The following is an 18,355-nucleotide window of genomic DNA, read 5'->3' on the forward strand; positions in this document are numbered from 1 at the left end:
TCGTGGCGGCCGGGGTGTCATGTGCTGGGCTGCGCGCCGTTCCCGCACCAGGTTGTTGCAACGCGTCATGCGGGGGTAGGGGCAAAAGCGGAGCAAGTATGCCGATAGGGCGGTTCGGTGGTGCGGAGCCGTGTTGCGGAGCCGGGGGACGCCGCGCATAGTTGCGCTGCGGAAGAGGCTGGAACCGGGGGTTGGGGAGATGGCCGGGCACAGGACGGAAGCGCATCCGCACGGTGCTGACCGCCTGTGCGATGCCGGAGACCGGGTGTACTCCCGGGCGGTGCGGCGCGGCCGGGTGTCCCGCGAGGACGCCGAATCGGTGCCCTGCCTGGTCGAACTGGCGCTTCTGCACCCCGACCCCGACGACATGGGCTGGCTGGTGCCGACCTCACCGCAGGAAGTCATGACGCGCCTGCTGCGCGAGGTGCACGAGCACGTCGTCGCCACCCAGTCGCGCATGGGCGAGGCGGTGTCCGCCTTCGAGTGGTACGCGGCCCTCGGTGGTGACGCGCGCTCACCCGCCGAAGGGGTGGCGATCCGGGTGCTCGACGGACTGCCCCGGATCCGGGCCGCGATGGACGAGGCGACCGAGGCGTGCACCTCCGAGGTGCTGGCCGTCCAGCCGGGCGGCATCCGCCGCGAGGACGAACTCTCCGAAGGCCTGCACCGGGCGCTCGCGCTGCGCCGCCGCGGGGTGCGCATGCGCGACCTGTACACGCACGTGGCCCGGCACGGCCAGGGCCTGCGGAACTACATGGAGCTGATGGAGGAGGCGGCGGAGGCCCGTACCCTCGACGAGGTCACCGAGCGGCTCATCGTCTTCGACCGCACGGTCGCGTTCATCCCCGCGAGCCCCGACCGCACCATGGCCCTGGAGCTGCGCCACCCGGCGCTGGTGGGGTATCTGGTCACCGTCTTCGAACGGCTCTGGCGCCTGGCGATCCCGCTCACCGCGCCGCTGCCGGACACGGGCATCGAGGGCATCACCCACCGCGAACGCTCCATCGCGGCGCTGCTCGCCGAAGGGCACCAGGACGCGGTGGTCGCGGAGCGGCTCGGCATCAGCGTCCGGACGTGCCGGGCGCACATCGCGCGGCTCTCGGAGACGCTGGGGGCCGCCAGCCGTACGCAGTTGGGGGTGCGGATCGCCCAGGCGGGCCTGGACGGGCCGCCGCGCGCCGCGGAACTCCAGCCCGTCACCGTTCCGAACCGTCCAGGATCCCCGAGCGACCGATGAGATAGCCGAGCTGGGCGCGGCTCTCGCTGCCGAGGGTCGCGGCGAGTCTGGCGATGTGGATGCGGGCGGTACGCACGTTCAGGCCGAGGCGTTCGGCGATGACGGCGTCGGTGTGGCCCTCGACGAGGAGGCCCGCGATGGCCTGCTGGCGCGGGGTGACGCCGTTGAGGGACGGGCGTTGTACGGCGACCGGGTACATGGGCGTGGCGAGCCGCCAGAACCGGTCGAAGGTCGTGACGAAGTAGCCGACCAGCGCGGGGTGGCGGGCCTCCAGGGCGAGCGTGCCGTCCTTGTTCGCGGGGAGGAAGGCGACCTCGCCGTCGACGGCGATGAGACGGTCGGTGAGTTCGTCGAGGGAGCGTGCCTCGACGTCGCCCCGCAGCTGTTCGTAGCGCGACAGGACGCTGGGCGAGTGGCGCAGCGTGTGCTGGTAGAGGGCGCGGATCCGGCCGCCGCGGTTCAGGAAGGCCTGGTCGCGGGGGAGGGCGACGATCTCCGACGCCTCCTGGCGACCGCCCGCGCGTCCGGCGCTGGTCTGGATGGAGAGGATCTCGCGCGTCGCGTCGCTCATGGCCTCGGTGATGGCCTGGTTGATCCGTCCGGTACCGCTGAGGACGGTGATCGCGGGTGTGTCCGTCGCCGCCGTCCGCCGGCCGGTGACCCGCATCAGGGGTTCGAACACCGTGGCCAGCCGGGCCTCGCGCCGCCGTTCGTCGGCGATGCGCTTCCCGGAGATCTGCAGCAGCCGGTGGAGGGCCACGACCGGGGCGACCGGTTCCAGCACGCCCAGGTCCTCGACGGCCGGGTGCAGCAGCCCGGAGTCCACGAGGCAGGGGGCTTCCCGGGCCTCGTCCGCGGGGACGTGCCCCTCGCGCAGGGCCCGTTCGTACAGCGCGGCTCCGGCCGGGCACAGGTCCTCCACGTCGTGCGCCGTGTGTAAGACCGTCACTCCGGGACACCGTCCTGCTTCAGGATTCCCGACATGGCGATCAGGTAGCCGAGCTGCGCGCGGCTTCCGCTGCCCAGGGCGGTGGCGAGTTTCGCTATGTGCGCGCGGCAGGTCCGCACGTTCATGCCGAGGCGCCGGGCTATCGCCTCGTCGACATGGCCCTCCACCAGGAGTTTGGCGATGGAGTGCTGGATGTTCGTGATGCCGTCCGGGGAGGTTTCGTAGCGGGCGCCGGCGGTCAGCGGTACGGCCCGGCCCCAGACGAACTCGAAGACCTTGATCAGGTAGCGGACGAGGCCGGGGTGCCGCAGTTCCAGGGCGACCTGCTGATCGTCGCGGGTGGGGATGAAGGCGACCGTCTCGTCACAGACGATGAGGCGTTCCACCAGCTCGTCGATGGTGCGGTACTCGACCTTGCCCTCCGCGAGCTGGGCCACGTAGGCCAGCCGCTCGGGGCTGTAACGGGCCGTGTGCTGGTACAGCGTCCGTATGCGCACACCACGTTCGATCATCGGTTTGTCGCGCTCCAGCCCTTGCAGCAGGCTGCGCTCCGAACCGCGGTCGCTCGGCTGGATCGTGAGCATCTCGGTCTGGCACTGGGCCGTGGCGAGGTTGAGCGCCGCGTTGATGCGGTCGCTGCCTTCCAGGACCGTGATCGAGTTGGTGGTCGTCGTCTCCTGGACCCGCAGGGCCATGAATGGCTCGAATGCATCGGCCAGCTGCATCGAGAGCCGTCTGCGGTCGGTGATCTCGCGCTCGATGGGGTTGAGTCGTTGCGCCAGCGCGACCGACGGCGGTACGGGGCGAAGCCACTCCGCGTCGTCGGGATCGGGGTGAAGCAGCGCGAACTCCATCAAACAGGGAGCGGCCTCCACGTCCGTGCGGGCGATGCGACCCACTCGTAGAGCGTCTGCGTAAAGACGTCCACCTTCCTCACACAGTTCGGCCACCGAATGGGGATGTGTCGCTTTTGTTCTACTTATTGTCAAATCTCCACCCCCCAGGGTCCTGAACGTGCAGGAACATGATGCATCGATTATGTGGTCACGACGTGCCCGAATGAGCCATCGTCGTACCCGACGGGGGAAGACGGAACTTTCAAGTGAGGACGAAGCCGACTATGCGTAAGAAAATGCTTCGCTCGGTGCTTGTCGCCGCCTTCTCCGCCGTCGTGGCATTCGGAGCATTGAGCGACGCTTCTCTCGCGAAGGCTGACGATCGGGCCGACAGCCACTGGCCGGCGGCGGCGATCGACTACCAGGCCGCAGGCGTGCCGGACTCCCACTGGCCGGCCCCGCCGGTGGACGACGGTTCCGGGGGCTGACATGACGACTCCTCCCGACGACCGATCCTTCCGCAGAGAGATGGCCACGGCCTACCGCTCGGGCTGGCACTTCATCGACCTGGCCACCGCCATCCCCCACAGCGGTGACTCGTTGATGGTGACCGTCTTCGGAGAGCCGGTCGTGGTGACGCGGGACGACGAGGACGACGTACGGGCGTACCGGTGTCTGCGGCGGCCCCGGGGGGCGCCACAGCCGGTACGGTGCGCCATCCGGTACGGAATGATCTTTGTGAACCTCGATCAGCGCGACCATCGGCTGGACGAGCCGGAGGCCCCGGACGTACGAACCATCGCAGCCACCCCCCGCAGTGCCTGACGCGATTCCCCCGTCGTTCCAAATCGCTCAGGCGCTTCCCCCCGCAGCGGCGTCACCGTGACCTGAACACGGTGACGCCGCTGCAGTTTTCAGGCACTTTCCGGCAGACACGTTTCAGCAGGCATGCTTCATGCCTCCCCCGGGGCTCCACAAGGGTGAGAACCGGCCGATGTCAGCAGTTGCCCATCGCCGACGTCAGGGCGATCTCGATGACCACCCGGGCCGGATTGGGCGACGGCGTCCTGCTGTAGCGCTCGGCGTAGCGGCGCACCGCCTCCGCGACCCGCTCCGGGTCCCCGGACACCGTCGCGCGCCCCTCCAGCGTCGCCCACCGCCGCCCCTCCAGCTGGCAGACGGCGACCGGCATCCCGTCGGACCCGGCGGCGAGCACGTTGCGCACTTTCTTGCTGGACTTGGAGGCGATGACCCGAGCCAGACCGGCCTCGGGATCGTATGTAACGCCGACGGGCACCACATGCGGGGTGCCGTCGGGACGGAAGGTGCTCAGGGTGCACACATGGCGTTCCCGCCAGAAGCCGAGATAGGAGTCGCCGGGATCGCGCGGGTTCACGGGGTACGAGGCCATGAACCGGAACCTAACCCGTCTATCCCCCCTGGGCCCCCCGAGCCCCGGGTCCCCGAGCTGGCTTGAGTGGAATAGACTCAACTTTGTGTACGTTGGTTGGGTCAGCCAACACCGCACGGGTACGAGCGTGAATACGAGTACGAGTACAGGCACGAGCACGAGGAGGAGAACGCGAACGTGGACGCCGAGCTGACCAACAGGAGCCGGGACGCCATCAACGCGGCCAGCAGCAGGGCCGTGTCCGAAGGTCACCCCGACCTCACCCCCGCGCACCTGCTGCTCGCGCTGCTGGCCGGGCAGGAGAACGAGAACATCACCGACCTGCTGGCCGCGGTCGAGGCCGACCAGGCCGCCGTACGGGCCGGCGCCGAGCGCGTCCTCGCCGCGCTGCCCAGCGTGACCGGCTCCACCGTCGCCCCGCCGCAGCCCAACCGCGAGCTGCTGGCGGTCATCGCCGACGCGAGCGAGCGGGCCAAGGAGCTGGGGGACGAGTACCTCTCCACCGAGCACATGCTGATCGCGATCGCCGCCAAGGGCGGCCAGATCGGCGACATACTCTCCCAGCAGGGGGCCAGCGCCAAGAAGCTGCTGGACGCGTTCCAGAAGAGCAGGGGAGGGCGCCGGGTGACCACCCCGGATCCCGAGGGCCAGTACAAGGCACTCGAAAAGTTCGGTACCGACTTCACCGCCGCGGCCCGGGAGGGCAAGCTCGACCCGGTCATCGGCCGCGACCAGGAGATCCGCCGCGTCGTACAGGTCCTGTCGCGGCGCACCAAGAACAACCCCGTCCTCATCGGGGAGCCCGGCGTCGGCAAGACCGCCGTGGTGGAGGGCCTCGCCCAGCGGATCGTCAAGGGCGATGTGCCCGAGTCCCTCAAGAACAAGCGGCTGGTCTCGCTCGACCTGGGCGCGATGGTCGCGGGCGCCAAGTACCGCGGCGAGTTCGAGGAGCGGCTCAAGACCGTGCTCGCGGAGATCAAGGACTCCGACGGGCAGATCATCACCTTCATCGACGAGCTGCACACCGTCGTCGGCGCGGGCGCGGGCGGTGATTCGGCCATGGACGCCGGAAACATGCTCAAGCCCATGCTCGCCCGCGGCGAACTGCGCATGGTCGGCGCCACCACCCTCGACGAGTACCGCGAGCGGATCGAGAAGGACCCGGCGCTGGAGCGGCGCTTCCAGCAGGTGCTGGTCGCCGAGCCGAGCGTCGAGGACACCATCGCCATCCTGCGCGGACTCAAGGGCCGGTACGAGGCCCACCACAAGGTGGTCATCGCGGACAGCGCGCTCGTCGCCGCCGCGACCCTCTCCGACCGGTACATCACCTCCCGTTTCCTGCCCGACAAGGCCATCGACCTCGTCGACGAGTCCGCGTCCCGGCTGCGTATGGAGATCGACTCGTCACCCGTCGAGATCGACGAGCTCCAGCGGGTCGTCGACCGGCTGCGCATGGAGGAGCTGGCACTCGACAAGGAGACCGACGCCGCCTCCAAGCAGCGCCTGGAGAAGCTGCGCCGCGACCTCGCCGACAAGGAGGAGGAGCTGCGCGGTCTCACCGCCCGCTGGGAGAAGGAGAAGCAGTCCCTCAACCGCGTCGGTGAGCTGAAGGAGCGGCTCGACGAGCTGCGCGGCCAGGCCGAGCGGGCCCAGCGCGACGGCGACTTCGACACCGCCTCCAAGCTGCTCTACGGCGAGATCCCCACCCTGGAGAGGGACCTGGAGGAGGCCTCCGAGGCCGAGGAGGAGGCCGCCAAGGGCACGATGGTGAAGGAGGAGGTCGGCCCGGACGACATCGCGGACGTGGTCGGCGCCTGGACCGGCATCCCCGCCGGCCGCCTCCTGGAGGGCGAGACGCAGAAACTGCTGCGCATGGAGGATGAGCTGGGCCGCCGGCTGATCGGCCAGCGGGAGGCCGTGCAGGCCGTCTCCGACGCCGTACGGCGGACGCGCGCGGGTATCGCCGACCCAGACCGCCCGACCGGCTCGTTCGTCTTCCTCGGCCCGACGGGTGTCGGCAAGACCGAGCTGGCCAAGGCGCTCGCGGACTTCCTCTTCGACGACGAGCGGGCCATGATCCGCATCGACATGTCGGAGTACGGCGAGAAGCACAGCGTGGCCCGCCTGGTGGGCGCGCCTCCCGGTTACATCGGCTACGAGGAGGGCGGCCAGCTCACCGAGGCGGTCCGCAGGCGCCCGTACAGCGTCGTGCTCCTGGACGAGGTGGAGAAGGCGCACCCGGAGGTCTTCGACGTCCTGCTCCAGGTCCTGGACGACGGGCGGCTCACCGACGGGCAGGGCCGGACGGTCGACTTCCGCAACACCATCCTGGTCCTCACCTCGAACCTGGGCAGCCAGTACCTGGTCGACCCCCTGACGAGCGAGCAGGAGAAGAAGGAACAGGTCATGGAGGTGGTGAGGGCTTCTTTCAAGCCGGAATTCCTCAACCGGCTCGACGACCTGGTGGTCTTCTCGGCGCTGAACAAGACGGAACTGGAACGCATCGCGCGGCTCCAGGTCGGCCGTCTCGCGAAGCGGCTCGCCGAGCGCAGGCTCACCCTGGAGATCACGGACGAGGCGCTGGCCTGGCTCGCGGACGAGGGCAACGACCCGGCCTACGGGGCGCGCCCGCTGCGCCGTCTCGTCCAGACCGCCATCGGCGACCGGCTCGCCAAGGAGATCCTCTCCGGCGAGGTCAAGGACGGCGACACGGTCCGTGTGGACGCCTTCGGTGACGGCCTGATCGTCGGACCGGCGACGGGACCTGTGACGGTCGCCGCTGAGGGCCCGGCCAGCGGTCCTGCGGAGGGCCCGGGGGACGGCCCGGCAAGCGGTCCTGCAAGCGGCCCGGCTTCGGGCAAAACGCTCTGAGCGGAATTCCGTCACCGGCGGGGGCGGGGGTTGCGGGCCCCCGCCCCGCATGGGGGAGGATGGCGGAATCCGTACGAAGGGAAAATCACGGTGAGCATCGACCCGTCCTCGATTCCGAACTTCGGGGGCCAGCCAGAGCCGAACCCCGGCGGACCGGCGGGCCCCGTCGTCCCGGATCAGGACCTTGTGAAGCAGCTCCTGGACCAGATGGAGCTGAAGTATGTCGTCGACGACGAGGGAGACCTCGCGGCGCCGTGGGAGCAGTTCCGTACGTACTTCATGTTCCGCGGTGAGGACGACCAGCAGGTCTTCTCGGTGCGGACGTTCTACGACCGGCCGCACCAGATCGACGAGAAGCAGCAGCTGCTCGAATCGATCGACGACTGGAACCGGCGCACGCTGTGGCCCAAGGTCTACAGCCACACGCACGACGACGGCACCGTCCGCCTGATCGGCGAGGCACAGATGCTGATCGGCACGGGCGTCAGCCTGGAGCACTTCGTGTCGTCGACGGTCAGCTGGGTGCGGGCCGCCATCGAGTTCGACAAGTGGCTCGTCGAGCAGCTCGGCCTGGAGCAGGAGATCGACGAGGCCGAGAAGCCCCAAGAGGACGAGTAGTCCGCACAGCGGCTGTCCTCGGTTCACAGCGGCTTGTGGGCGAGTACGACCAGATACGCCCCGTACGCGAACGAGAGCCCGGCCAGGGCGCCGACCACCAGGGTCGCGTGCCACGGCCGGGCTCTCGCCGTCCGTACCAGCGCGCACGCCAGTGGCAGCAGCAGCGGGAACGCCGGCAGCAGGAACCGCGGCTTGCACTCGAAGAACCCGGCACCGCCCGCCGCCACGAACAGCAGCACGCCCGCGTAGACCAGCAGCGGCAGGGGGGCGCGGTCCGCGAGCAGCAGCCCGTACAGCAGCAGGGCCGCCGCGACGATCACCATCGACATCGGGAAGACGAGCAGGTCGCCCTCCAGCAGCAGATGCCGTACGAAGCGCAGCGCGTCCAGGCCGAAGTCGAAGCGCGAGCCCCACAGCCGCTGCACCTCGAAGTACCCGCCGAGCGGATCGCCCTGCCGCCGCCCCACCCACAGCACGTACGCCATCCAGCCGAGCGGGGCGAGCGCCGCGCCCGTCCACAGCCTGTGGGTAACTTTTCCGCGCCGCCGGAAGAATTCGTACGCCGCCGCCGCGAGGACCGCCGCGGCCACCGCGAAACCGTTCGGCCGGGCCAGTCCCGCACCCATGGCGAGGGCGCCCGCCCACACCCACCGGCCGGTGAGGACGGCGTACAGCGACCAGGCCGCGAAGGCGGTCAGGACCGGCTCCGTGTACGCCATCGACAGCACGACGGAGTGCGGCAGCAGGGCCCACAGCAGGACGAGGGCGGTGGCGACGGCCCGGTCGTGCAGCCGGGCCCCGATCGCGTAGATCCCGCAGGCGGCGACCCCGGCGGCCGTCCACGAGACGAGCAGGCCGGCGCCGGGCCCGCTCAGCGGGGTCAGCTCGGTGACGGCCCGCAGCAGCCCCGGATAGAGCGGGAAGAACGCCAGGTCGCTGTGGACGACGTCGGGGTGGAACCGCAGGTTGCGCCCGTAGCCGTCCCCGGCGATCCGCAGGTACCAGATGGAGTCCCAGGACCGCCCCAGCAGCAGCACGGGATGTTCGCCGACCGCCCAGGCCGTCAGGGCCACGGCCGCGGCGCCCAGCAGCCGGGCCGCCAGGAACAGTCCGAGGGCCGTGCCCATCGTGGCGGCCGGGACCGGGCGGCGCCGCGGCGGACGCCCGCTCCCGGCGGGGGGCGTGACGGGGGAGGGCGCGAGGGTACGTGCGAGGGTCACATCCGAAGATTGATCGCACTTCACACCTTTTGCGAGCAACGCGCGGCCGACCGGGTCCGATTCACCCCGATATTCCCCTGCCACGGCGCGCCGCCGTGACACCGGGGTTCAAGCCGTACGGCCCACAGCCCACAGTCCCCGGCGCGCTACGTCCCGGCCGGCCGGAACACCCCGAAGCCCGCCTCCGCCAGTCCCGCGCTCAGCAGGTCCCGCTTGGCCGGCATGTCCGCGCGGAACGCGTCGAAGTACGTGTCGGGCAGCGCCAGCGCCTCGGCGACCGCGTACTGGAAGGGCCCGACCCCCGAGTCCTGTCAGCTTTCGTAGTGGTAGCGGCACTGTGCGATCAGGACGCCGTCCTCGGTGGCTTTGTGGATCAGCCGGTGCTCGTCGTTGATGCGGCGCGACCAGTAGCCCTGGAATCCGTGCTTGAGCGGTTCCGGTTTGCCGATGCCCTCGTTGCCGTTCCGGGTGATGTCCGCGATGAGCGTGTTGATGCGCTTCAGGATCTTCCGGTCCTGAAGCTGCCACCACAGATAGTCCTCCCAGGCGCGGGAAGAGAAGGTGATCTTCAACTCTCGGCCCTTAGTCGTCGGTCGCCAGCTCGCGCACGGCGCCGCCGCCGTTCTCCAGCTCGTCGATGGACGCGAGCAGGCGCCGGGCGTTGGCCGGACTGCGCAGCAGGTACGCGGTCTCCTTCAGGGACTCGTAGTCCTCAAGGGAGACGATGACGACCGGCTCATGTCCGGCCCGGGTGATGACGACCTCTTCGCGGTCGTCGGTGACGGAGTTGAGCACCTCGGCGTACCGTGCGCGCGACTCGGAATACGTCATGGTCTTCACGATCGACCCCTCCTTTCACGTACAGAAAATTGTACGTCCGAGCCTGTCGGTGCGGCAAGCGGTGGGGGACGCGTCGGCCAGTCCCGCGGGGTGCCGGTCAGCCCGCGAATGCCTTGCGGAGCCGTTCCGCCGCGTCTGTCAGTACCTCGGTCCGCTTGCAGAACGCGAACCGCACGAACGGGGCGCCCTCCTCGCGATGGTCGTAGAAGACGGCGTTCGGGATGGCGACGACGCCCGCGCGCTCGGGCAGGGCTCGGCAGAAGGCGAAGCCGTCGCTCTCGCCGAGCGGCCGGATGTCGGTGGTGACGAAGTACGTCCCGGCCGGCCGGAACACCCCGAAGCCCGCCTCCGCCAGTCCCGCGCTCAGCAGGTCCCGCTTGGCCAGCATGTCCGCGCGGAACGCGTCGAAGTACGTGTCGGGCAGCGCCAGCGCCTCGGCGACCGCGTACTGGAAGGGCCCCGAGGCCACGTACGTGAGGAACTGCTTCGCCGAGCGGACCGCCGTCACCAGATCGGGTGAGGCGGTCACCCAGCCGACCTTCCAACCGGTGAACGAGAACGTCTTGCCCGCCGAGCCGATGGTGATCGTGCGCCCGCGCATTCCGGGCAGGGTCGCGAGCGGGATGTGCTCGGCCTCGTCGAAGACCAGGTGCTCGTACACCTCGTCGGTGACCACCAGCAGATCCCGCTCGACGGCCAGCTCGGCGATCGCGGTCAGCTCCTCGCGGGTGAGGACCGTGCCGGTCGGGTTGTGCGGGGTGTTGAGCAGCAGCAGCCGGGTGTTGTCCGTGACCGCGTCGCGCAGCTCGTCCAGGTCCAGCCGGAACCGCCGCCGCACGACCCCGTCGCCGTCGCTCTCCTCGTGCGGCCGCAGGGTGACCGGCACGCGCGTACCGCCGGCCATCGCGATGCAGGCCGCGTACGAGTCGTAGTACGGCTCCAGGGCGATCACCTCGTCGCCGGGCTCCAGCAGGGCGAGCAGGGTGGCCGCGATGGCCTCGGTCGCGCCCGCCGTGACGAGGACCTCGGTGCCGGGGTCGTAGGTGAGCCCGTACCGGCGCTCCTGGTGCGCGGCGACCGCCGTACGCAGCTCGGGGACGCCCGGGCCCGGCGGGTACTGGTTGCCGCGCCCGTCGCGCAGCGCCCGCACGGCCGCCTCCCGGATCTCCTCGGGGCCGTCCGTGTCGGGGAAGCCCTGGCCGAGGTTGATCGCGCCGGTACTCAGGGCGAGGGCCGACATCTCGGCGAAGATCGTCGTCCCGAACTCGGCGAGACGGCGGTTGAGAAGGGGGCGGCGTGCGCTGGAGGTCATGACGGCCATCCTGCGCTCAACCTCTGGAGTTGCTCAACTCAGGTTCGGGGGTGAGGGCCTGGGAGGGTGTCCGACAGGCCTTGCCTGAGCTGGAGCGGAGCTGTCGTCAACGGTTGTTAGTTGTCGTCGTTGGTCGCTGCTGGACGGCCCAGGGACGGCCCGGCGGTGGAGGGGCTTCGCTGTTGGTGGAGCCGCCGTGCGAAGCTTCCCAAACTTCTTCGGAGGAGCTCTCGGGCAACGGAACCTGATTGGTCCGAACCGCCAGGCTCGCTTTCGACGTACCTGGACGAGTGCCTATAGCGCGATCGGCCCGTGAGCGATCCTCACGAGGAAACGGGCCTTTGTGATTCCCAGATCAGGAGCTGGCCGATCGTGCTTCACTGAGGTATGGCGGATGGCTCCTCACACACAGCGACAGTCGCAGACAGTATTGGGTATTTCGTCTTCACGGCTGGCGGGACAAGTCGCATGGATGTACATCAGGTTGCGAGCAAAATCCTAAAGGCTGAGATTGCCGAAACAGTTGGTTCCCCGAGCGATTCCGAGGTGCGGGTAGCGCCACGTTACGCGGAATTTATGAATCTAATTCGCGTAAGGGAGTCTTATGGGCAACTTGCGTCCGCTTTGCGTGATGGTAAGCCATGGGCGTGGATTCGCAGAAACCCCGGGCAAGCGGTGAAGACGGCACCCAGAATTCTCCGATCAATTCTTTCTGAATCTGCGCGAGCTGAATATGTGTCCTCGATTGAAGAGATGATTGAACGTACGCGAGAAACTTCGGATTTTATTCGGAATTCTGTTGCTGAAGCGCAGTCTGTAAACGCAATTCAACACACGGTCGAGCAGGATATGTATAGGCCAGACTATCGATATGGTGAACCCTACCTCCGGCTGCACCTCAAGCCGATCGTAGTGTGGCTAGATGTTTTGGGTGGAGGTGATGAAAGAGGTAGCGAGGATTACAGTGAAGGGGTATATGCGAATGCCACACTGCTTCTGCATCCATCCGGTGTCGTCCAGATTCAGATTGCACTTCAATTCCCGAGGGGTATATCGACAATCCAGCTAGAGCGTATGCAGTTTGGTGGAAGCCCAATTATCTCTGCTGCTGAGTACCCTGAGGTGTTGCTTCGCGCCGCTACATCCAGTCGGGATCTTGAAGAACGGCTATTGGGGCATTGGGTTGAAGGCGAGAGGTCAGGCACTCGATGGCGGAGGTGTCGTTTTCAGGATCCCGCATCCGTGGCCGACCTTTTCTTGGCCTATCTAGACGCCATTTATAGGATCGCCATCAAAGAATCATCGAACGAGTGGCTGTGTCATCCTGTAGTTTTCGTGAAGAAAATCGACTGCTGCGAATCCGAAGATCAATTCCGCAGCCTTCACTCTGCCGAGCTAGTCTCGTTGCTGTCGCGTTATAGCTCTCGGCGTGGTGAAAGAGGGGCTGCGATTTCGGAACTCATTCCGCGCGACAGATCGCTAGACCTTGATCACTCGGTTTACATGGATGCGACACACACCATCTCCATCCGGTGGCCGGGAGCTTCCGGTCCTGAAGAGTACGCAGGGCACCTCAATCACATTATTGTTGTAGAATGTGCTCTTTTGCAGTACTGGCAGATCAAGATGATTGATAAGCGTGTTACTAGCAGTGCTGGTCATTTGAGGGAAATTGCTCAGCTCCAGCGAGACGCAATATTTGGCATGAGGGAGTACCGGAATTCTCCCTTGTCTTATGGTACGGCTAGAGATGCTGCCAACGAAATTCTAGTAGGGCTAGAAGCGGATCGTTTGTACGAGCACACGCTCGAGTGCCTGAGTCAACTCCAGCAGCTTGTTGCAACGAACGATTCTCAGCGATCTGCTCGCCGCGCTAATACACTTGCTGCCACAGCTGCGGTGGCGGCTGCAGTCCTGGGTCTCCCGGCCGTAGAGGACACACTGAATGTGGCAAAAGAAATTCCACCGACAGGGATTTGGGGAACGGCGGCTGGGCCTCTAAGGAATCTGGCTGCCCAGGGAGCCGTAGGCGCGTGGAAGGGTTACATTATTTTGCTTGTCTCCGTCCTTCTGTTCGCGCTGGTTTGGAACAGGATATATAAAAGGCGGATGGCGAGAAAAGATCGGAGAGATGCTTCAGGTATGAGATGGCCATGGGGCACTGTCACCATTACGCGCCGAGATGAATAAGTTAGGCCAATAGATTCTGAATGACCGATTCAAGGGTGACATCCTTGCCGGCAGCGCGACACGTTTCCGTGTTGTGTGCGAGCCTTTATGGAGAGGGAAACTCTACCGCGTTCGATCGCGTTCGGGTGCGAGGTGTTGATGGGCGTAGCCTGAGGTGGAGTCCTCTCTTCGGCTGACCTGATTTTTTAATCTTCCGCGTGCCGAGGAGATGCGGCTCTTAGGGCCGCAAACAGAGTTGACGTATCGCCGTCGTATAGAAGATGCGGTTCGTCTGCCCTGGGAGGAACGAATCGAGTGCGATATCGCTGTAGGTCGCTCTCTGCGAAGTAGATCGAGTTTGGATCGTTCTTGTGGAGTTCGTTGCGCTTGCTGATTCTCGCCCAAAGCTCATCGTGACTAGCCGCGAGATAGACAAGCACGGGTGTGGCGCCGGCGTCAGTAGCGATGGTGCGCCATTTGTCCCGATCCTCCGGCGTCCAAAAACCGTGGTCAACGACCACGTCGTGCCCCGCTTTGAGCTGTTCGCTCAGCTTGTCAGCCACGTCTTCGAGGATCGGTCGTTCAAGGGTGGGGAAGGTGCCCCGAGGGAAGTCCACGCCGTAGACGCCATGTCGGCGGAACATCTCCTCATCAGGGCACAGCCGAACGAACCCGCGGGCTGTGAGTGTGCGGGAAAGGGTGGTCTTACCGGAGCCGGGAAGCCCGGCCATCAAGACGCAAAAGGAAGGACGTGGCAGCATCGGTCTCGTCAAGGTCTGGGCGATGGCTTCTATCTCTGCTTCGGTTCCAGACGTGATTATGCCAGTCCTACGAGCCGTGAGCAGCGTTCCTAGGCGGCCTTCCAGCACGCTCATGAGCGTGTCGTCCAGGACCGTCACAAGGAGACCTCTGATTCCGTGCGCCACGTACGGCCCGGGCCTCCGAGGTCCACGCCGTACTCGACGATGTTGCCTTCAGTGTCAACAAATTTCGCAGTCATCACGACTACTGGTTCAGCCGGTGGACTGTCAGAGTCAAGCTCCAAGAGCCGTGCGTACTCCGGCGTAAGGAGGTGCGCGGAAGCAGTATCGATCCGGTGACTGATCGGGTGGCCGGTTGACTGGGTGATGAGTTGGAGCGACGTCCCGCCCGTCAGCCGCTCACTCGCTGCTAGCTGAGGGATCAGCTTCCCGTATCGCGCAGGAATCCAGGACGTGCTGTGGGCCACGATGCCGTGCCGGTCCCTGTAGACGCGGCTACGGCGGACTACGTCGGCCCCAGGCTCAATGTCCAGCGCTTGAGCTACTTCGGCGGGGGCTGACACCACGGCCGCCTGGTGAGAGTCGGAGCGCTCACCCTGACCCCAACTGGACCCGGTGCGGCGTCCTCGGTCCTGACGCTGAGACCCTGACGACATCGACGCCGGCCGGTCCAACACCTCGGTCCCGATGCCATGGATGCCGCGAACAAGACCCTCGTTGCGCAGCTTGCGCAGAGCCTTCTCTGCCGTCGCAGTGCTCACCTTCCACTCTTCCGCGAGGTTCTTGATGCTCGGCAAGAGCCTCCCCGGCTGTAGCTGACCAGACGCGATCAACTCCGTGTAGTGGGCGGCAATCTTCGCGTACGGGGCCCGATTGTCGGCCTGGCCTGCCATGTCGCTTGCTCCTCGTCGTCACTTCCCTGAGGTTCCCTAGCCTACCGCTTGACACCGCAGGGAACCCTAGGGAACCCTAGGGATGTGTCCGGAGGAAAGCCCGAGGGGGTGAGTACGAAGTGAGCACGCATTGATTGAAAACTCAACAGTGTGCCTGAGGTGGCCGCTCCACCTCTGCAAGCAAGAGGGCGGCGTGCGCGGGTTCTGTCCCGTGTGCGGTTCAGCGCATCTGACCCCTCCCGAAGCTCCAGCGCTGCGGGCCGGTTGCCTCCGCTGCTCGTCTCGTACGAGCAGCGCTGAGGGGAGCCGGAACATCCCTTCTCTCCTGTGGAGTCCTGATGACTGCTGTTGTCGAGATCGTCTCGTTCGGCTATCTGCACGATGCGGCGCCCGCCGCGCATCTGACCATCGACCTGCGCCACCACTTCCGTGACCCGCACGTCTCTCCGGAGTTGCGCTGCATGACCGCCGCCGACGAGCCGGTGCGCACGGCGGTGCTGAACACCCCCGGCATCATGGCTCTGGTCGACGCCACCGCGATCGCCGTGACCGCGTTCGCTTCCGGTCCCAGCGCCGGGGCCGTGATCGTGGCCGACGGATGTGCCGGCGGCCGGCACCGCGCCCCCACCTTCGCCGCCGCTCTGGCCGAACGCCTGCGCATCGACGGCCACCAGGTCACGGTCACGCACCGGGACATGGCCCGCCCCGTCGTCCAGCGCTGACACCACCTCGCCCCGGACCCGCCGTACGTAAGGCGGGGGCCGTGACGGTGCCGGATCGAATCTGGCACGGGGCACTCCGGCCGCTGATCTGCGGCCGTGCCGCGCATCGTTCGCGGCTGTTCCCACCACAACGGCGAGCGGTCCCCGGGGGGCAACCCGGGGACCGCGTTTGGGCCGTTTCACCTGCTAGGGAGACCACGACCCATGAACCACATCGTCACACTTCAGGACGCTGTTACCGCGTTCGCTCCGTGGATGGAGCCGACGGACGCTGAGTTGAAGGTGATCGAGCAGGAGATGCCCGTCATCCTGGCGGACGTCGACCTGCTCGACGCGCACATCACCACCCTGGACCGCACCCCGACCGAGCTGGACGAGCGGCGTATCCGCCGGGCCCGCCGCCGAGCGCTCGCCGCCCGGGTCGCCCTCGTCAACCGCGCGGCCGGTGGCGCCGCATGAGCACCACCGAGACGCTCGCCGCCGCGCATGCGGAGGTGAAGGCGGAGATCGTGCGGACCGACACGAAGACCGGTCTGTTGCTGGCGTTCATCGGCGCAGTCCTTGCCGGATCGTGGACCATCGCCAAGGACGTCCCCCTAACCACCCCCGCATACGTCGCCGGCGGCGCCGGGACGGCGCTACTAGTCACCGCGGCTGGTCTGTTGCTGCGGTCGGTGCGGCCGAACCTGCGGGGCGGGCACGGCTTCCCGCTGTGGGCCACGCTCACCGCCGACCAGATCCCCGCCACCCTCACCGCCGACCAGGCGGCGGCCGTGGTGAGCCTGTCGCGGATCGCGCTGGCCAAGTACACGGGCCTGCGCCGTGCAATCGACCTGACCACGGCCGGTGGGGCGCTGCTCGTCCTCGCCGCGCTGCTCGCCCTCGGGGGCGTCGCATGAACCTCAACCGCAAAGGCAGGGCGGCCCTCGTGCTGGCCCTGGTCGCCGTGGTCGGCATGGCCTTCCGCGTCTCGTGGAACGCGCTGCGCGACATCGCGGGTGCGGTCGGAGCTGACGAGACGGCCGCGACGCTCTACCCGTTCGTGGTCGACGGCCTCATGGCACTCGCCCTCATCGCCACCCTCGTGCTCACCGACGATGCGCGGAAGTTCGCGCTGAGGGTGCTGGGCACCTACACCCTCGCCTCCCTCGTCCTCAACTACGTGCACGGTCTCGTGCCGGAACTCCACAGCACCCCGGGCGTACAGGTCGACTGGAGTCGACTCGCGGACTGGGATCCGGCGAACTGGGCTCTCGTCCTGCTCGCGACGTCGCTGCCGGTCGGCTCGATCTATTTCGGTTCCGACCTGGTCGCCAAGGTCCTGCACCACCGACCCACCCCGACTTTGGCCCCGGTCGCGAATGCGGAGGAATCTACCGAGACCGAAAGGTTTCGGTCTACAGCTGACCTCGGAGAATCGACCCCCGCACCGATCACTACAGCACCGGTGCGGATGCCCGTCCCGGTCACGGTCGCATTCCTGAAGCCGACGCTGCCGCTCAAGCCGATCCCCGCCGTGGCTGCGGTGCCGGTCGCCTCGATCACACCGCGCCCGGCACCGGCCGAGTCGACCCGCACCCGCCGGGCCACCGGTCGACTTCCCGCAGCCGCCCGGACCACCCGACCCAAGCGCACCACCGCTCAACTGCTCGATGAGGCGCGGACCGTGTCGGCGGGTTGGCCGGACGTGAAGGTGACGGCTGAGGGCATCCGCCGGCAAGTTCACACCTCGCCGGCCAACGCCCGGATGCTGCGCGACACCCTGCTTGCCGAACGCGCCACCATCACCCGGTGATGGGCGGCTCGTTCGGCAAGTGCTTCGACCCCAACGGCGCCCGCCACGGCATCCCCACCTTCCCGTGGCGCTACGCCCCCGACGGCTACGCCACCCGCCGACAGCTCCGCGCCCGCGGTCTGCGCCCCGGCGGACAGCCGATCGCCGGGCAGGTGCTGCGGCCCCGCTTCCGGCGGGGGCCGCTGGTCGCCTACCTCTACCGCCTCGACCGTGCCAAGCCCGTCCGCCCCATGACTCCGGGCCGGTGGGCGGCCCTGGCCAAGGCGAACACGGCCCGCCGTACCTGCCCGTCCTGCCGGCGCGATGCGGGATACGTGATCCCGCTCTCGCTCGGCATGTGCGTGCCCTGCGCCTACCCCGACCACCCGACGGAACCGGAAGGGACCACCCGTGAGCAAGCCTGAACTGCGCCGCCTTGAACGCGAGATCGAGAAGACGAGCAGGAAGCTGGACGCGGTCCGCCGGGGTGAGTGGTGGCCGCTGAACAGCCGCGAGCGCCGCGCCATCGCCGGAGCGCTGGTCGGCGGCTCCTACCAGACCGCCCGGGGTCGGAGCACGGGTCGTTCCGATCAGCGGTTGGAGACGGCCGGCACGGCTGCGGAGATGCGGCTGAACGCGGAACTGACCGCGTTGCACGGCGAGCGTCAGCGCCTGATCACCGAAGCGGCCCGCGCCAAGGCGGCCAAGAAGAAGGCCGGTTGGTTCTGACCAGCCGCAACCC

General features: G+C 67.4%; 20 protein-coding genes and 2 pseudogenes. 12 read left to right on the forward strand and 10 right to left on the reverse strand.

Annotation, left to right across the window (positions count from 1 at the left end; translation table 11 throughout):
* Window positions 1-199 precede the first annotated feature (199 nt).
* On the forward strand, window positions 200-1,237 hold the full coding sequence (locus ACH4DZ_RS15210; RefSeq protein WP_398287527.1) for a LuxR C-terminal-related transcriptional regulator: 1,038 nt from the start codon (window positions 200-202) through the stop codon (window positions 1,235-1,237).
* Here ACH4DZ_RS15210 and ACH4DZ_RS15215 read toward each other — a convergent pair.
* Window positions 1,197-2,186 carry a LuxR C-terminal-related transcriptional regulator gene (locus ACH4DZ_RS15215; protein WP_398287528.1) on the reverse strand — a complete coding sequence of 330 codons (990 nt, stop codon included), beginning with the start codon at window positions 2,184-2,186 and terminating at the stop codon, window positions 1,197-1,199. The genes ACH4DZ_RS15210 and ACH4DZ_RS15215 overlap by 41 nt on opposite strands.
* On the reverse strand, window positions 2,183-3,175 hold the full coding sequence (locus ACH4DZ_RS15220; protein WP_398287529.1) for a helix-turn-helix transcriptional regulator: 993 nt from the start codon (window positions 3,173-3,175) through the stop codon (window positions 2,183-2,185). Before ACH4DZ_RS15220 ends, ACH4DZ_RS15215 begins: the two co-directional genes overlap by 4 nt.
* Window positions 3,176-3,318: 143 nt before the next feature.
* Between ACH4DZ_RS15220 and ACH4DZ_RS15225 the strand changes: the two genes are divergently transcribed.
* Together ACH4DZ_RS15225 and ACH4DZ_RS15230 are read left to right on the forward strand one after the other, a co-directional pair.
* Window positions 3,319-3,510, forward strand: a complete 192-nt coding sequence (locus ACH4DZ_RS15225) for a hypothetical protein (protein WP_398287530.1) — start codon at window positions 3,319-3,321, stop codon at window positions 3,508-3,510.
* Window position 3,511: 1 nt separating this feature from the next.
* A complete protein-coding gene (locus tag ACH4DZ_RS15230; protein ID WP_107018073.1) occupies window positions 3,512-3,847 on the forward strand; it encodes a hypothetical protein in 336 nt (111 codons plus the stop codon).
* Between the two features lie 172 nt (window positions 3,848-4,019).
* On the opposite strand, the gene ACH4DZ_RS15235 is transcribed toward ACH4DZ_RS15230, so the two are convergent.
* A complete protein-coding gene (locus ACH4DZ_RS15235; RefSeq protein ID WP_398287531.1) occupies window positions 4,020-4,433 on the reverse strand; it encodes a pyridoxamine 5'-phosphate oxidase family protein in 414 nt (137 codons plus the stop codon).
* A gap of 177 nt (window positions 4,434-4,610) precedes the next feature.
* On the opposite strand from ACH4DZ_RS15235, the pseudogene clpB reads away from it, so the two are divergent.
* Window positions 4,611-7,196, forward strand: a pseudogene (gene clpB, locus ACH4DZ_RS15240) (ATP-dependent chaperone ClpB); the annotation flags it as partial.
* Window positions 7,197-7,394: 198 nt separating this feature from the next.
* Entirely contained in the window at window positions 7,395-7,922 is a 528-nt protein-coding gene (locus tag ACH4DZ_RS15245; protein ID WP_267028386.1) for a YbjN domain-containing protein, read from the forward strand.
* A gap of 23 nt (window positions 7,923-7,945) precedes the next feature.
* Here the strand turns inward: ACH4DZ_RS15245 and ACH4DZ_RS15250 are convergent, their stop codons facing one another.
* The 5 genes and pseudogenes from ACH4DZ_RS15250 to ACH4DZ_RS15270 all read right to left on the reverse strand — a co-directional run bounded on the left by ACH4DZ_RS15250 (window position 7,946) and on the right by ACH4DZ_RS15270 (window position 11,303).
* A complete protein-coding gene (locus tag ACH4DZ_RS15250; RefSeq protein ID WP_398287532.1) occupies window positions 7,946-9,142 on the reverse strand; it encodes a hypothetical protein in 1,197 nt (398 codons plus the stop codon).
* A gap of 149 nt (window positions 9,143-9,291) precedes the next feature.
* Window positions 9,292-9,438 (reverse strand): annotated as a pseudogene (locus ACH4DZ_RS15255) (aminotransferase); the annotation flags it as partial.
* Between the two features lie 15 nt (window positions 9,439-9,453).
* On the reverse strand, window positions 9,454-9,714 hold the full coding sequence (locus tag ACH4DZ_RS15260) for a Txe/YoeB family addiction module toxin (protein ID WP_398287533.1): 261 nt from the start codon (window positions 9,712-9,714) through the stop codon (window positions 9,454-9,456).
* A gap of 10 nt (window positions 9,715-9,724) precedes the next feature.
* Complete coding sequence (locus tag ACH4DZ_RS15265; RefSeq protein ID WP_398287534.1) at window positions 9,725-9,982, reverse strand: type II toxin-antitoxin system Phd/YefM family antitoxin; 258 nt, start codon at window positions 9,980-9,982, stop codon at window positions 9,725-9,727.
* A 97-nt stretch (window positions 9,983-10,079) separates the two neighbouring features.
* On the reverse strand, window positions 10,080-11,303 hold the full coding sequence (locus ACH4DZ_RS15270; protein ID WP_398287535.1) for a pyridoxal phosphate-dependent aminotransferase: 1,224 nt from the start codon (window positions 11,301-11,303) through the stop codon (window positions 10,080-10,082).
* 459 nt (window positions 11,304-11,762) lie between these two features.
* Here ACH4DZ_RS15270 and ACH4DZ_RS15275 point away from each other — a divergent pair, with 459 nt between their 5' ends.
* A complete protein-coding gene (locus tag ACH4DZ_RS15275) occupies window positions 11,763-13,484 on the forward strand; it encodes a hypothetical protein (RefSeq protein WP_398287536.1) in 1,722 nt (573 codons plus the stop codon).
* 185 nt (window positions 13,485-13,669) lie between these two features.
* Here ACH4DZ_RS15275 and ACH4DZ_RS15280 read toward each other — a convergent pair whose 3' ends face one another.
* Window positions 13,670-14,362, reverse strand: a complete 693-nt coding sequence (locus ACH4DZ_RS15280) for an AAA family ATPase (protein ID WP_398287537.1) — start codon at window positions 14,360-14,362, stop codon at window positions 13,670-13,672.
* Window positions 14,359-15,117 (reverse strand): GntR family transcriptional regulator, encoded by a 759-nt coding sequence (locus tag ACH4DZ_RS15285; RefSeq protein WP_398287538.1) that lies wholly within the window; start codon window positions 15,115-15,117, stop codon window positions 14,359-14,361. Before ACH4DZ_RS15285 ends, ACH4DZ_RS15280 begins: the two co-directional genes overlap by 4 nt.
* A gap of 338 nt (window positions 15,118-15,455) precedes the next feature.
* On the opposite strand from ACH4DZ_RS15285, the gene ACH4DZ_RS15290 reads away from it, so the two are divergent.
* From ACH4DZ_RS15290 to ACH4DZ_RS15315, 6 genes are all read left to right on the forward strand, one after another.
* On the forward strand, window positions 15,456-15,839 hold the full coding sequence (locus ACH4DZ_RS15290; protein ID WP_398287539.1) for an ATPase: 384 nt from the start codon (window positions 15,456-15,458) through the stop codon (window positions 15,837-15,839).
* Window positions 15,840-16,043: 204 nt separating this feature from the next.
* Window positions 16,044-16,298 carry a DUF6284 family protein gene (locus tag ACH4DZ_RS15295; protein ID WP_398287540.1) on the forward strand — a complete coding sequence of 85 codons (255 nt, stop codon included), beginning with the start codon at window positions 16,044-16,046 and terminating at the stop codon, window positions 16,296-16,298.
* Complete coding sequence (locus ACH4DZ_RS15300) at window positions 16,295-16,738, forward strand: Pycsar system effector family protein (RefSeq protein ID WP_398287541.1); 444 nt, start codon at window positions 16,295-16,297, stop codon at window positions 16,736-16,738. The genes ACH4DZ_RS15295 and ACH4DZ_RS15300 overlap by 4 nt, the downstream gene beginning before the upstream one ends.
* Window positions 16,735-17,634: a DUF2637 domain-containing protein gene (locus tag ACH4DZ_RS15305; RefSeq protein WP_398287542.1), complete on the forward strand. Its 900-nt coding sequence runs from the start codon at window positions 16,735-16,737 to the stop codon at window positions 17,632-17,634. The genes ACH4DZ_RS15300 and ACH4DZ_RS15305 overlap by 4 nt, the downstream gene beginning before the upstream one ends.
* Complete coding sequence (locus ACH4DZ_RS15310) at window positions 17,634-18,038, forward strand: RRQRL motif-containing zinc-binding protein (RefSeq protein ID WP_398287755.1); 405 nt, start codon at window positions 17,634-17,636, stop codon at window positions 18,036-18,038. Before ACH4DZ_RS15305 ends, ACH4DZ_RS15310 begins: the two co-directional genes overlap by 1 nt.
* Complete coding sequence (locus ACH4DZ_RS15315) at window positions 18,025-18,342, forward strand: hypothetical protein (RefSeq protein WP_398287543.1); 318 nt, start codon at window positions 18,025-18,027, stop codon at window positions 18,340-18,342. Before ACH4DZ_RS15310 ends, ACH4DZ_RS15315 begins: the two co-directional genes overlap by 14 nt.
* Window positions 18,343-18,355 lie beyond the last annotated feature (13 nt).

Source organism: Streptomyces sp. NPDC017991, assembly GCF_044328075.1.
GTDB lineage: Bacteria > Actinomycetota > Actinomycetes > Streptomycetales > Streptomycetaceae > Streptomyces.

What these genes read in the sequence shown, in the direction of transcription:
- ACH4DZ_RS15235 (WP_398287531.1), bottom strand. Translation starts at nt 4,433, where the DNA reads ATGGCCTCGTACCCCGTGAACCCGCGCGATCCCGGCGACTCCTATCTC.
- ACH4DZ_RS15275 (WP_398287536.1), top strand. Translation starts at nt 11,763, where the DNA reads ATGGATGTACATCAGGTTGCGAGCAAAATCCTAAAGGCTGAGATTGCC.
- ACH4DZ_RS15225 (WP_398287530.1), top strand. Translation starts at nt 3,319, where the DNA reads ATGCTTCGCTCGGTGCTTGTCGCCGCCTTCTCCGCCGTCGTGGCATTC.
- ACH4DZ_RS15285 (WP_398287538.1), bottom strand. Translation starts at nt 15,117, where the DNA reads ATGGCAGGCCAGGCCGACAATCGGGCCCCGTACGCGAAGATTGCCGCC.
- ACH4DZ_RS15230 (WP_107018073.1), top strand. Translation starts at nt 3,512, where the DNA reads ATGACGACTCCTCCCGACGACCGATCCTTCCGCAGAGAGATGGCCACG.
- ACH4DZ_RS15305 (WP_398287542.1), top strand. Translation starts at nt 16,735, where the DNA reads ATGAACCTCAACCGCAAAGGCAGGGCGGCCCTCGTGCTGGCCCTGGTC.
- ACH4DZ_RS15310 (WP_398287755.1), top strand. Translation starts at nt 17,634, where the DNA reads ATGGGCGGCTCGTTCGGCAAGTGCTTCGACCCCAACGGCGCCCGCCAC.
- ACH4DZ_RS15295 (WP_398287540.1), top strand. Translation starts at nt 16,044, where the DNA reads ATGAACCACATCGTCACACTTCAGGACGCTGTTACCGCGTTCGCTCCG.
- ACH4DZ_RS15300 (WP_398287541.1), top strand. Translation starts at nt 16,295, where the DNA reads ATGAGCACCACCGAGACGCTCGCCGCCGCGCATGCGGAGGTGAAGGCG.
- ACH4DZ_RS15290 (WP_398287539.1), top strand. Translation starts at nt 15,456, where the DNA reads ATGACTGCTGTTGTCGAGATCGTCTCGTTCGGCTATCTGCACGATGCG.
- ACH4DZ_RS15270 (WP_398287535.1), bottom strand. Translation starts at nt 11,303, where the DNA reads ATGGCCGTCATGACCTCCAGCGCACGCCGCCCCCTTCTCAACCGCCGT.
- ACH4DZ_RS15210 (WP_398287527.1), top strand. Translation starts at nt 200, where the DNA reads ATGGCCGGGCACAGGACGGAAGCGCATCCGCACGGTGCTGACCGCCTG.